Annotated in this window: 14 protein-coding genes; 10 read left to right on the top strand and 4 right to left on the bottom strand. The window is 63.7% G+C overall.

What is annotated here, in order from left to right; all coding sequences use genetic code 11:
* Positions 1–46 precede the first annotated feature (46 nt).
* Positions 47–679 (bottom strand): TetR/AcrR family transcriptional regulator, encoded by a 633-nt coding sequence (locus NCR34_RS05075; protein WP_244848279.1) that lies wholly within the window; start codon positions 677–679, stop codon positions 47–49.
* Between the two features lie 365 nt (positions 680–1044).
* Here NCR34_RS05075 and rsxB point away from each other — a divergent pair, with 365 nt between their 5' ends.
* The 3 genes from rsxB to NCR34_RS05060 all read left to right on the top strand — a co-directional run bounded on the left by rsxB (position 1045) and on the right by NCR34_RS05060 (position 3048).
* Entirely contained in the window at positions 1045–1899 is an 855-nt protein-coding gene (gene rsxB, locus NCR34_RS05070; protein ID WP_248321737.1) for an electron transport complex subunit RsxB, read from the top strand.
* The gene (nth, locus tag NCR34_RS05065; RefSeq protein WP_248321735.1) at positions 1896–2540 is read left to right on the top strand and encodes an endonuclease III; all 645 of its coding nucleotides are present in this window, start codon (positions 1896–1898) and stop codon (positions 2538–2540) included. Before rsxB ends, nth begins: the two co-directional genes overlap by 4 nt.
* Before the next feature lie 76 nt (positions 2541–2616).
* Entirely contained in the window at positions 2617–3048 is a 432-nt protein-coding gene (locus tag NCR34_RS05060) for a DUF1841 family protein (protein ID WP_250499202.1), read from the top strand.
* Positions 3049–3148: 100 nt separating this feature from the next.
* Here the strand turns inward: NCR34_RS05060 and NCR34_RS05055 are convergent, their stop codons facing one another.
* Together NCR34_RS05055 and NCR34_RS05050 are read right to left on the bottom strand one after the other, a co-directional pair.
* The gene (locus NCR34_RS05055; RefSeq protein ID WP_248321732.1) at positions 3149–3553 is read right to left on the bottom strand and encodes a c-type cytochrome; all 405 of its coding nucleotides are present in this window, start codon (positions 3551–3553) and stop codon (positions 3149–3151) included.
* Positions 3554–3700: 147 nt separating this feature from the next.
* Positions 3701–4066 carry a c-type cytochrome gene (locus NCR34_RS05050; RefSeq protein ID WP_175939883.1) on the bottom strand — a complete coding sequence of 122 codons (366 nt, stop codon included), beginning with the start codon at positions 4064–4066 and terminating at the stop codon, positions 3701–3703.
* Positions 4067–4513: 447 nt separating this feature from the next.
* On the opposite strand from NCR34_RS05050, the gene NCR34_RS05045 reads away from it, so the two are divergent.
* The 7 genes from NCR34_RS05045 to NCR34_RS05015 all read left to right on the top strand — a co-directional run bounded on the left by NCR34_RS05045 (position 4514) and on the right by NCR34_RS05015 (position 10533).
* The gene (locus NCR34_RS05045) at positions 4514–5356 is read left to right on the top strand and encodes an AAA family ATPase (RefSeq protein WP_175939882.1); all 843 of its coding nucleotides are present in this window, start codon (positions 4514–4516) and stop codon (positions 5354–5356) included.
* Positions 5357–5384: 28 nt separating this feature from the next.
* The gene (locus NCR34_RS05040) at positions 5385–5975 is read left to right on the top strand and encodes a GNAT family N-acetyltransferase (protein WP_206467854.1); all 591 of its coding nucleotides are present in this window, start codon (positions 5385–5387) and stop codon (positions 5973–5975) included.
* A gap of 25 nt (positions 5976–6000) precedes the next feature.
* Complete coding sequence (locus NCR34_RS05035) at positions 6001–7176, top strand: vWA domain-containing protein (RefSeq protein ID WP_248321731.1); 1176 nt, start codon at positions 6001–6003, stop codon at positions 7174–7176.
* A gap of 25 nt (positions 7177–7201) precedes the next feature.
* A complete protein-coding gene (locus NCR34_RS05030; protein ID WP_248321730.1) occupies positions 7202–8401 on the top strand; it encodes a benzoate/H(+) symporter BenE family transporter in 1200 nt (399 codons plus the stop codon).
* Positions 8402–8476: 75 nt separating this feature from the next.
* Complete coding sequence (locus tag NCR34_RS05025; RefSeq protein ID WP_248321729.1) at positions 8477–8722, top strand: energy transducer TonB family protein; 246 nt, start codon at positions 8477–8479, stop codon at positions 8720–8722.
* A gap of 216 nt (positions 8723–8938) precedes the next feature.
* Positions 8939–9892, top strand: a complete 954-nt coding sequence (tal, locus tag NCR34_RS05020) for a transaldolase (RefSeq protein ID WP_206467850.1) — start codon at positions 8939–8941, stop codon at positions 9890–9892.
* Positions 9893–10071: 179 nt separating this feature from the next.
* Complete coding sequence (locus NCR34_RS05015; RefSeq protein ID WP_248321728.1) at positions 10072–10533, top strand: VOC family protein; 462 nt, start codon at positions 10072–10074, stop codon at positions 10531–10533.
* A 10-nt stretch (positions 10534–10543) separates the two neighbouring features.
* Here the strand turns inward: NCR34_RS05015 and NCR34_RS05010 are convergent, their stop codons facing one another.
* Entirely contained in the window at positions 10544–11644 is a 1101-nt protein-coding gene (locus NCR34_RS05010; RefSeq protein WP_248321727.1) for an FUSC family protein, read from the bottom strand.
* Positions 11645–11728 lie beyond the last annotated feature (84 nt).

The raw sequence follows: 11728 nt of genomic DNA, 5'->3' as shown, positions 1-11728 counted from the left end.
AAGGCGCGACGTTTTTTTCTTCAGACGGCGCTCTTTTTTAGCGGCGTCAGCGGCGTGTCAAGTATGCAAGCAGCAATTCCGTGTTCATCTTCACCATTTGTTCGCGCTGCGTAGGTTCGCTGAAGTCGAGGCCGAAGCTCACCTGAAGCGTAAAACGGTTCGATACGATGTAATAACCGAGGCCCGACAGCGTGATATAGAACTTCAGCGGATCGACGTCGGTGCGAAACAGTCCGGCCTTCTGTCCGCGCTCGAGAATGGTCGCGAGCGTCTCGACCACCGGCGAAATCACCTCGCGCATGCGATTCGATCCCTTGATATATCTCGCCTCGTGCAGGTTCTCGTTGTTGATCAGACGCAGCAGTTCGGGATGGTCACGGTAGTAATCCCAAACGAAATGCGCAAGCCGCGTCATGGCTTCGATAGGGGCGAGGCCCTCGAGATCGAGCGAACGCTCGGCCTCGACGAGTGCGGACAGTGCATGTTCGAGCACGGCTGTGAACAACTGCTCCTTGCTGCCGAAGTAGTAGTACAGCATGCGCTCATTGGTCTCTGCCCGCCGGGCGATTTGATCCACACGTGCGCCAAACAGGCCGCCGGCTGCGAACTCTTCCGCGGCGGCAAGCAGGATACGGCGGCGTGTCCCTTCGGGATCTCTTTTGATTTTCGGCTGATTCATGATGGCATGAGTCGGGAGCCGCGTTGTCCGGATATGCGTCACGCGGCCCGCAGTGGGGTACATGACGTGAACGGGCGCTGCCCATGGTTATGGGGGAACACCGTCCTGCGGTCAAACGATAAAGCGCTTCGATTATGCGCACATCATGGAGGCATTGGCAATTAGGATAAGGATCCCCTGCGGCGGGCATCGCGCACTTGCGCGATAATCACGTCTGCTGCAATGGATTGCGCCGCTGCCACCGCGTTCTGCGTCATTGCGTTTTCAAGGGCGCGCTGTCTTGTCTCTCGCTGGTTCTTGCCGCTATTCGTTGCTGCCGTTTCAACTGCTTTTTGCCCGCCTTATTTGCCACCGCGCAATTTCACGTGACCGCAACTGTTTCAAAGACGCTCGCCGAGCGCATCGAAGACCTTCTGCCGCAGACGCAATGCACCAAGTGCGGCTATCCGGCCTGCCGTCCTTACGCCGACGCCATCGCTGCGGGCGAGGCGAACTACAACCAGTGCCCGCCAGGCGGGCAGGAAGGCGTCGCGCGTCTTGCGGCGTTGCTCGGCAAGCCGGAGATCGCGCTCGATACCACGCATGGCGTCGAGCGCGCGCGACCGCTCGCGGTCATCGACGAGAACCTGTGCATCGGCTGCACGCTGTGCATGCAGGCATGTCCGGTCGATGCCATTGCGGGCGCGGCCAAGCAGATGCATACGGTCATCGACGCGCTGTGCACCGGCTGCGACCTGTGCGTGCCGCCCTGCCCGGTCGATTGCATCGCGATGATTCCCGTCACGGGCGACGCCACCGGCTGGGACGCATGGAGCCAGGAACAAGCGGATGCGGCGCGCGCGCGGCATGACCGACGCCTCGCGCGGCTGGAACGCGAGCGCGCGCAGGCCGAAGCGAAAGCGTCCGCGCGGCAGGCGTCGCGCGCCGCGCAGACAGCGGCCGCTGCGGCATCGGCTATGCCGTCCGCATCGACGGAAGACCCTGAAGCGAAGAAACGCGCCATCATTCAGGCCGCGCTCGAACGCGCGCGCAAGAAGAAAGAGGAAATGGCCAAGCTCGGCGCACGTCCGAAGAATACGGAGCACGTCAGCGCCGCCGTTCAGGCGCAGATCGACGCCGCCGAAGCACGCCGCAAACGCCTCGGCCTCGCCGAACAAGCGAGCGCAGCGAGCGATGCAGGCGGCGATCCAAACGAGACTGATTCAGACACGACGCAATGAACGCGAAGAAGCGCCGCGCCATCTTCGAGACGCTGCAAAGCATCGATCCGCATCCGAAGACGGAGCTCGAATACACGACACCGTTCGAACTGCTGATTGCCGTGATGCTATCGGCGCAAGCCACCGATGTCTCCGTCAACAAGGCCATGCGCAAGATGTTTCCGGTGGCGAATACGCCGGAGAAAGTGCTCGCGCTCGGCGAAGAAGGCGTGACGGAATACATCCGCACGATCGGGCTTTATCGAACGAAAGCGAAGAACGTGATCGCGACGTGCCGCATGCTCGTCGAGCAATACGGCGGCCAAGTGCCGGACAATCGCGAGGCGCTCGAAGGGCTGCCGGGCGTCGGACGCAAGACAGCGAATGTCGTGCTGAACATTGCGTTCGGGCAACCGACGATCGCGGTGGATACGCATATCTTTCGCGTCGCGAATCGCACGGGCATCGCGCCCGGCAAGGACGTGCGCGCGGTGGAAGCGGCGCTCGAAAAGCATGTGCCGAAGGGGTTCATCCAGGACGCGCATCACTGGCTCATTCTGCACGGCCGATACGTCTGCAAGGCGCGCGTGCCGGAGTGCTGGCATTGCGCGATCGAGCCGCTGTGCGAGTATCGGCCGAAGACGCCCGCGCCTGCCGAGTGACACCTCGCCTGCGGGCCGAGCACCGACATGCCGCCGCGATCTACAATGATGAATTCCCGAGCCGAACCGTACTCTCATGTTCAACCCTAGCCGCGACGAAGTCCGCCAGTTCTTCACCGAGACGTGGCGCAAGGAGCGCGCGGGCGACATCCTGACGCCGCTCGAAAGCATGGCCGCCGACTGGATCCGCGAGCATCCCGAGTATCAGGCCGAACTTGCGGACCCGGACGCGCGGCAGGCCGACTATTCGCCCGACGCGGGCCGCACCAATCCGTTCCTGCACCTGTCGATGCATCTCGCCATCAGCGAGCAGTTGTCGATCGACCAGCCGCCGGGCATTCGCCCCGCGCACGACAAGCTCGTCGCGCGGCTCGGCTCGCCGCACGACGCGCAGCATGCCATCATGGAATGCCTCGGTCAGGTCATCTGGGAAGCACAGCGCAGCAACACGCCGCCGGATACGGATGCGTACCTCGCGCTCATCGAGCGGCGGGCATCGCGCGACTGAGGCGCGACTGACGCGCGACTGAGCCCCGACGCACCACGCGCACAAACGAAAACACCCCGCGAAAGCGGGGTGTTTCGTTTCCTGCGATGCGACGACGCGCTTACTTCTTCAGTACGAGACTGCCATCGAGCGATTCGATGTACGCGGCGATGTCCTTCAGGTCGCTCTGCGACAGGTTCTGCACCTGCGCGGCCATGATCGCGTTATTGCGACCGAAGTTCGGGTTGCCGTTGCCCATCTGATACTGGCGCAACGCCCAGTAGATGTAGGTCGCATGCTGGCCGGCCAGCTTCGGATATTCGCCGCTCACCGGCTTGTTGAGGCCGGGGCCGTGGCAGGCCGCGCAGTTGTGGCTTTCGGAAAGCACCTTGCCGTTGCCCGCATCCGCTGCGTGCGCCGTGCCGAACGCCGCGGAGCCGATGATCGCGGCGGCGGCGCATGCTGCCTTGAAGCTGAACCGAAATGCCTGAGACTGTGCCTGCGACTGTGCCTGATAGGGCTTCATGAATTCTCCTGTCGACCGGTTTTCGAGGCGCGGCGCCTGAACCCGGTCCCATGCAAGATGATGGCTGCCTGCGTTGTCGGATTGCCGTGCATCGGATTGTCCTGTCACGGCGGCGGGCGCTTTGACCCGCTCGATCGCGCAACGGGATTACTTGTCGGGGTTGTTCTTCGACTGCGGCGTCTGCGCGGCGTAGTAGGCGGCGATGTCCGCGATATCCTGGTCCGAGAGCGTCACCGCGATGGCGCGCATGGTGTCGAAGTGGCGGTCGCCCTTCTTGTAGGCGTGCAGCGCGTTGGAAATGTACTGCGCGTTCTGACCGCCCAGCATCGGCACCTCGTAGACCTCGGGGTAAGCCGTGCGATAGCCGGGAATGCCGTGGCAGCCGATGCACATCGCGACCTTGCCCTCTGCGGCCTTTGCATTGCCCACGACGTCGGCCGACGCCTGGGTCGCGAAGCCGGCAAGACCGGACAGCACTGCAATCACGGCAAGTTTGCCGACGAAATAGTTCATAGCTTGTAACCTAGCATGAGGGGAAAACCGGCGCTCGAAAGCCGCGGCCCGCGCCGAGCGCATCACAACCTTCTCGGGACTGTTTGCTGCCTTTCACTGCTTCGCAAGCGGCGCATGCGCACCGGAAATGCGGCCGCCTTGCCGCGCAGGCCAAAAAAATCGGGCTAATTGTACCGCGCGACCACCCTAGCGTCCATTCTCCGAGATAGCGCAGAGCCGCCTCTGGCAATGGGAACCGGCTGAAAGACGCCTTCTCGGCCTGCGACAATTCGCCTCTGTGCGCGGGCCTCGGCGCGCTTCACCGCGTGTTCTCAGCAAGCCGCATGCATCGCTTCCTTCGTGCTTTCGTGGACCGTCGCGGACGGCTGCCACAATACCGGCGAGGCGTCCATCGCAACAGGGCTTCTGACTTATACTGGGATTTTTTTCCTCACCGGAATCTTCGTCATGCGCTTCGAAGGCTCATCGCAATACGTCGCAACGGACGACCTCAAGCTCGCGGTGAACGCCGCGATGACGCTAGAGCGGCCCTTGCTCATCAAGGGCGAACCCGGCACCGGCAAGACCATGCTCGCCGAGGAAGTGGCCGGCGCGCTCGGCATGCCGCTTTTGCAATGGCATATCAAGTCCACGACGAAGGCGCAGCAAGGTCTCTACGAATACGACGCCGTCTCGCGTCTGCGCGATTCGCAGCTGGGCGACGAGCGCGTGAAGGACATCCGCAATTACATCGTGAAGGGCGTGCTGTGGCAGGCGTTCGAGTCGGACCGGCAATCGGTGCTCCTGATCGACGAGATCGACAAGGCCGACATCGAGTTTCCGAACGACCTGCTGCGCGAACTCGACCGCATGGAGTTCTACGTCTACGAGACGCGCGAGCTCGTGAAGGCGAAGCATCGGCCGCTCGTCATCATCACGTCGAACAACGAGAAGGAGCTGCCGGACGCGTTTCTGCGCCGCTGCTTCTTCCACTACATCAAGTTCCCCGATGCCTCGACGATGAAGGAAATCGTCGAAGTGCACTTCCCCGGCATCAAGCAGGATCTGCTCGCCGCCGCCATGCAGAGCTTCTTCGAACTGCGCAACGTCTCCGGACTCAAGAAGAAGCCGTCGACCTCCGAACTGCTCGACTGGCTGAAGCTGCTACTGGCCGAAGACATTCCGCCCGAGGCGCTGCAGTCGTCGGATCAGAAGCAGATCGTGCCGCCGCTGCACGGCGCGCTGCTCAAGAACGAACAGGACGTCGCGCTCTTCGAGCGGCTCTTGTACATGAACCGCCACAACCGCTGATCAGCACGCCAAGAAGAGGAAACCACGCATGAGCCGCTGGATCGAACCCGTCACGCTCGAAGGCGAGCACGTGAGGCTGGTGCCGCTGAGCGTCGAGCACGAACAGGCGCTTGCGGCGGCCGCCGCCGATGGCGAGCTCTGGAAGCTCTGGTACACGAGCGTGCCTTCGCCCGATACGGCGCGCGCCTATATCGACGCGGCCATCGACATGCGCGACCGGCTCGGCGCCCATCCGTTCGCGGTCATCGATGCGAAGACGGGCGATGTCGTCGGCTCCACGCGCTATTTCAACGTCGAAGCGGCGCACCGGCGGCTGGAAATCGGCCATACGTGGTACGCGAAGCGCGTGCAGCGCACGGCGCTCAACACCGAAGCGAAGCGCCTGCTGCTCGGCCACGCTTTCGAACAACTGAAGGCCATTGCCGTCGAGTTCCGGACGCATTTCATGAACCACCAGTCGCGCGCGGCTATCGCGCGGCTCGGCGCCAAGCAGGACGGCATTCTGCGCAATCACCAGATCGGCCGGGACGGCGCGTATCGCGATACCGTCGTGTTCTCGATCATCGAATCGGAATGGCCGGCCGTGCGCGCGCATCTCACGCACCGGCTCGACCGCTGATTCACGTCATGAAGGAAGGCGCGCCATGCTGATCGACTTCTTCTACTCGCTGCGCGACGCGAAGCTGCCCGTGTCGGTGAAGGAATATCTGACGCTGCTCGAAGCGTTGAAGGCGCAGGTCATCTCGCCGTCGCTCGACGAGTTCTACTTCCTCGCGCGCATGACGCTCGTGAAGGACGAGAAGTACTTCGACAAGTTCGACCGCGCGTTCGGCGCGTACTTTCATGGCGTCACGCAGTTGCCCGACGAAGCGTTCGACATTCCGCTCGACTGGCTCAAGAAGCGGCTCGACCGCGAGTTCACGCCGGAGGAGAAAAAGCGCATCGAGGCGTTGGGCGGGCTCGACAAGCTCATGGAGCGCCTCAAAGAGCTGATGGACGAGCAGAAGGAACGGCACGAAGGCGGCAACAAGTGGATCGGCACCGGCGGCACGTCGCCGTTCGGACATGGCGGCTACAACCCGGAAGGTATCCGCATCGGCGGCGAATCGGCGGGCAATCGCACGGCGGTGAAGGTGTGGGACGAGCGCGCGTTTCGGGACTACGACGATCAGGTGGAAATCGGCACGCGCAACATCAAGGTCGCCCTGCGGCGCTTGCGGCGTTTTGCCCGCGAAGGCGCGGCCGAGGAACTGGACTTGCCCGATACCATCCGCAGCACCGCGGCGAACGCGGGCTGGCTCGACCTCAAGATGGTGCCCGAGCGGCACAACAACGTGAAAGTGTTGATGTTGCTCGATGTCGGCGGCTCGATGGACGACCACATCAAGCGCGTCGAAGAACTGTTCTCTGCCGCGAAGGCCGAATTCAAGCATCTGGAGTTCTACTACTTCCACAACTGCGTCTACGACTATTTGTGGAAGAACAATCGCCGCCGTCACACCGAGCGCACGCCGACGTTCGACGTGTTGCACAAGTTCACGCCGGACTACAAGCTGATCTTCGTCGGCGACGCGACGATGAGTCCGTACGAAGTGCTTCAGCCGGGCGGCTCGGTCGAATACAACAACGCCGAAGCCGGCGCCGTGTGGCTGCGGCGGCTCGCGGATCAGTTTCCACATCACGCGTGGCTCAATCCGGAGCCCGAGCGGCTCTGGGAATACCGCCAGTCCATTTCCGCGATCCGCCACGTGCTCGGCAACCGCATGTACGCGCTGACCCTGTCCGGCCTCGAAAGCGCCATGCGCGCGCTGTCCAAATAACACGTTAGAAAGAAGCAGAACCCGCATGAAAGCCACGCCGTCTGTCGCGCGCGCCCCGCTGCGCCCTTTTTCCGATACGTCGGTGTCCGCGGTCGTCGCCGGATTCGTCGCGATGATGACCGGCTACACCAGCTCGCTCGTGCTGATGTTTCAGGCGGGACAGGCCGCGCATCTGTCGGACGCGCAGATTTCGTCGTGGATTTGGGCACTTTCCATCGGCATGGCGCTGTGCACGATCGGCCTCTCGCTGCGTTTTCGCGCGCCGATCGTCGTCGCGTGGTCGACGCCCGGCGCGGCGCTGCTCGTCACGTCGCTGCCGAACGTGCCGTACGCCGAGGCCATCGGCGCGTTCATCGCCTGCGCGGTATTGCTGACGGCGGTCGGCGTCACCGGCTGGTTCGACGCGCTCATGAAGCGCATTCCTTCGGGCATCGCGGCGGCGCTGCTCGCGGGCATCCTGTTCGAAATCGGCATCGAGATTTTTCGGGCGGCCGAGCACCAGACGGCGCTCGTGCTGGCGATGTTCTTCACGTACCTCGTCGTCAAGCGCGTGACGCCGCGCTATGCCATTCCAGCCACGCTCGCAGCAGGCGTGGCCGTCGCGGATGCGCTCGGCCTGCTCGACTTCTCGCGCTTTCACGTCGCGCTCGCGCATCCCGTGTTCACGATGCCGGCGTTTTCGTTCTCCGCCATCGTGAGCATCGGCGTGCCGCTTTTCATCGTCGCGATGGCTTCGCAGAACGTGCCGGGCATCGCGGTGCTGCGCGCGGACCGCTACACGACGCCCTCCGCGCCGCTCATCGCGACGACCGGCATCGCGTCGCTCCTGCTCGCGCCGTTCGGCTCGCACGGCGTGAATCTCGCGGCGATCACGGCCGCCATTTGCACCGGCCCCGAAGCGCACGAGCGCCACGACCGGCGCTATACGGCGGCGGTCTGGTGCGGCGTTTTCTATCTGATCGCCGGCATTTTCGGCGCGACCATCGCCGCGCTTTTCGCGGCGTTTCCGAAGGCGCTGGTCGTCTCGGTCGCGGCACTCGCGCTCTTCGGCTCGATCATGAGCGGGCTCGCCAACGCGATGCACGACGCCCGCCAGCGCGAACCCGCGCTCGTCACGTTCATGGTGACGGCGTCCGGCCTCACGCTGCTGTCCATCGGGCCGGCGTTCTGGGGCTTGATCGCGGGCGTCGTGACGCATGTCATTCTGAACGCCCGGCGCGGCTGACGCGGCCTACAATGCGGGAATCGGCCGAACGTGCTTCGCGCCGATGCATCACGACCGCATTTCAGAATCACGAAGATGGCTTTGCTCGACAAACTGCTGGCGCGCACCGCGCCGCCCGGCTCCACGAAACGCAAGACGATCGTCCGCGTGCTGCTCGACGACGCCGGCCACGTTCAGGACGTCGTCCTGAAAATGAGCTGCGGCGATCCCGCGAAAGACGCGCACGCGCTCGAAAAAGTGCGCAAGATGCGCTTCGCCCGGGGGCAGCTCGGCTCCGGCACCGTGCGGCGCTGGCACGAACTCGCCTACGCTGTCGACTGACGGATGCATCGCGCGCCTGGCTAAGGAACGCCCCGGCGCGCGCCCGGTCGAACCAGCGACGCGCACGCCCCGAGCGCGAACCGCACGCGCGGGTCTAAAATGAGACATTGGCAATAGGGGCGAGCCCGGCGCTTCAGAGGCGCGCGCCGGCATCGCGATCATGGACACCCGCGGGTTACCGCAATTTGACAAGGCGCTTGGCGCCGACGACTCGACATGACATCCGCTCTCGACCAGCTCAAGCAATACACCACCGTCGTCGCCGATACGGGCGACTTCCAGCAATTCGTTCAGTTCAAGCCGCAGGACGCGACCACGAATCCGTCGCTGATCCTGAAGGCCGTCCAGAAGGACGACTACAAGCCGCTGCTCGAGAAAACCGTCAAGGAGCACGCCGGCAAGCCGATGGGCCAGATCATCGACCATCTGCTCATCGCGTTCGGCACCGAAATCCTGAAGATCGTGCCGGGCCGCGTGTCCACCGAAGTCGACGCGCGCCTTTCGTTCGACACGAAGGGATCCATCGACAAGGGCCTCGAAATCATCAAGCTGTACGAAGCCGCGGGCATCAACCGCGAGCGCGTGCTGATCAAGCTCGCGTCGACGTGGGAAGGCATCCGCGCGGCCGAAGTGCTGCAGAAGGAAGGCATCCGCTGCAACATGACGCTGCTCTTCTCGCTCGCGCAGGCCGCGGCGTGCGCCGAAGCGGGCGCGCAGCTCATTTCGCCGTTCGTCGGCCGCATCTACGACTGGTACAAGAAGTCGGCCGGCGCGGAATGGGACGAAGTGAAGAACGGCGGCGCGAACGATCCCGGCGTGCAGTCGGTGCGCCGTATCTACTCGTACTACAAGAAGTTCGGCTACAAGACCGAAGTCATGGGCGCGAGCTTCCGCACCGTGAGCCAGATCACCGAACTGGCCGGCTGCGATCTGCTCACCATCAGCCCTGACCTGCTGAAGAAGCTGGCCGACAGCGACGAGAAGGTCGAGCGCAAGCTGTCGCCGGACGCAGCGGACAACACGGATCTGGAGAAGATCAGCGTCGACGAGCCGTCGTTCCGCTTCGCCGTGAACGAAGACGCCATGGCGACCGAAAAGCTCGCGGAAGGTATCCGCGCGTTCGCGGCAGACGCCATCAAGCTCGAAAAGCTGATCACGGCGCTGCAATAAGTAGGACGCGAGGCGCGCTTCGCGCGCCTCGCGAATCGGCTGCCGTAGGCCATTCAGACAAGTACGGTTTCCAGGCGTCTTTTGACGTAAATTGACCTTCTCCGGGTCGGCGCGGCTTCCGGTTGCAATAGACTTTCGTGCTTTGGCGGGAGCGCCGCCCAAGCTCGGAGAAGCTTTCAATGCAACTGGATACGTATCTTTTCTTCCACGGAGATTGCGCGGACGCCCTCGCGCTGTATCAATCCGCGTTCGGCGCGGAAATTCAGACGCTCATTCGTTTCCGCGACACGCCCGACGCGGCGAACGTGCCGGCAGAGTGGCACGACAAGGTCATGCACGCGCTATTCAGCGTCGGCGGCACGGCAATCATGGTGTCGGACGGCCAGTTCGGCCAGCCGCAGCGCGAATACCAGGGTTTCACGCTGTCGATCGGCGCGGACAGCCCCGAATCGGGCGAGCGCGCATTCAACGCATTGAGCGAAGGCGGCACGGTGCTGACGCCGTGGCAGTCCACGTTCTTCACGGCGGGCTTCGGCATGCTGAAAGACCGCTTCGGCGTGCCGTGGCTCATCAACGTCGTCAACGCCGTCGACATGGCCGACGCGCCACAACCGCCGCAGGAAGCGGCAGCGCAGTCGTGATCGCGGCGCGTCAGCCGGGAAGCGGCCGCGCGCCTTCGATATTCCACTGACGCTCTATTTCACTCAGACGCAGCCGCAAGCGATCCACCTGCTCCGCGAAACGCATCGCGAGCCAGTGCATGCCCTGCGTCGATCCATCGCCCTCCTCCGCTTCGACGCTCGCATCCGCGTTCGCGTCGGCACGCATGTACAGCAAACCGACGCGGCCGAAACGCAGCGCGCGCGCCATCTTCAGCAGCTTCTGCCGCACCTGCTGCTCGTGCGGCGAGCAGTCGAGCGCGAAACCGCACGTCGCGCGCGGCGTGTCCGGCATCGACGTCACGAGCATCTCCAGCGCGGCGAGAATCGAGCGATGCAGCCGCTGAATCTCTTCGAGCCGCGCCACCGGCACGCGCGTTTCCTTCGCGACGGATTCCATCAGCGCGCGCGACTGCACGAGACGCTGACTCATCGCGAAGAAGCGGCGCGCAGTTTCTTCCGCAAGCAACGGCGTGCCGTCGAGCAACGCACCGTAGAGACGCGCGCTTTCGCGCAGATTGTCGGCGAGGCGATAACGCCACGAGTATGTCGCGTACTGCGGCAGCACGAACGAGAACGCGAGCGCAATGGCAATGCCGATCAGCACGTTCGCTGTTCGCCACAAGCCGACATCGAACGGCGAATCGCCGTGGCCCGCGACAATGACCATGGTGATCGCCGTGAGCAGCGCGACGTAGCCCGCCTTGCCGATGGCGTAATACGCGCACGCCCCGGCGATGGCGGACATCAGAATGAAGAACAGCGTGAGCGAGCCGAAGAGCGTCTCGACCAGAATCAGCGCGAGTCCGATGGCCGCGCCGAGCGCCGTGCCGAGCGCGCGTTCGGCCGCCTTCTTGCGGATATTGCCGTAGTGCTGCAACCCGCCGACTACAACGAGCAGCGAGACCGACGCCCAACTGCCGTGCGGGATATTGATGCCCGTGGTGACGAGAAACGACGTCGCCATGCCGAGCGCGACGCGCACCGCGTGGATCATCTTCGCGTGGCGATAGCGAAAGAATGGGGACGCCAGGCCGTGCATGAGCCGCATCGCGCGGCTTCTGCGCGCTGACGCCGATGTCGATGAAAACATGAGTCGCTCGCGTCGGTAAGCGGTTTGTCGATCAGCGGGTGTCAATGAAAAACGCCCGCAACGGCCGAAGGCCATTACGGGCGT

Origin of the sequence: Caballeronia sp. GAWG1-5s-s (assembly GCF_023631445.1) — a bacterium.
Taxonomy (GTDB): domain Bacteria; phylum Pseudomonadota; class Gammaproteobacteria; order Burkholderiales; family Burkholderiaceae; genus Caballeronia.
This window is presented reverse-complemented; position numbering and strand designations above follow the sequence as displayed.

Bases quoted from the DNA above. Each gene is read 5' to 3' on its own strand.
- NCR34_RS05075 (WP_244848279.1), bottom strand. From the start codon at position 679: ATGAATCAGCCGAAAATCAAAAGAGATCCCGAAGGGACACGCCGCCGT.
- nth (WP_248321735.1), top strand. From the start codon at position 1,896: ATGAACGCGAAGAAGCGCCGCGCCATCTTCGAGACGCTGCAAAGCATC.
- NCR34_RS05060 (WP_250499202.1), top strand. From the start codon at position 2,617: ATGTTCAACCCTAGCCGCGACGAAGTCCGCCAGTTCTTCACCGAGACG.
- NCR34_RS05055 (WP_248321732.1), bottom strand. From the start codon at position 3,553: ATGAAGCCCTATCAGGCACAGTCGCAGGCACAGTCTCAGGCATTTCGG.
- NCR34_RS05050 (WP_175939883.1), bottom strand. From the start codon at position 4,066: ATGAACTATTTCGTCGGCAAACTTGCCGTGATTGCAGTGCTGTCCGGT.
- NCR34_RS05045 (WP_175939882.1), top strand. From the start codon at position 4,514: ATGCGCTTCGAAGGCTCATCGCAATACGTCGCAACGGACGACCTCAAG.
- NCR34_RS05040 (WP_206467854.1), top strand. From the start codon at position 5,385: ATGAGCCGCTGGATCGAACCCGTCACGCTCGAAGGCGAGCACGTGAGG.
- NCR34_RS05035 (WP_248321731.1), top strand. From the start codon at position 6,001: ATGCTGATCGACTTCTTCTACTCGCTGCGCGACGCGAAGCTGCCCGTG.
- NCR34_RS05030 (WP_248321730.1), top strand. From the start codon at position 7,202: ATGAAAGCCACGCCGTCTGTCGCGCGCGCCCCGCTGCGCCCTTTTTCC.
- NCR34_RS05025 (WP_248321729.1), top strand. From the start codon at position 8,477: ATGGCTTTGCTCGACAAACTGCTGGCGCGCACCGCGCCGCCCGGCTCC.
- tal (WP_206467850.1), top strand. From the start codon at position 8,939: ATGACATCCGCTCTCGACCAGCTCAAGCAATACACCACCGTCGTCGCC.
- NCR34_RS05015 (WP_248321728.1), top strand. From the start codon at position 10,072: ATGCAACTGGATACGTATCTTTTCTTCCACGGAGATTGCGCGGACGCC.
- NCR34_RS05010 (WP_248321727.1), bottom strand. From the start codon at position 11,644: ATGTTTTCATCGACATCGGCGTCAGCGCGCAGAAGCCGCGCGATGCGG.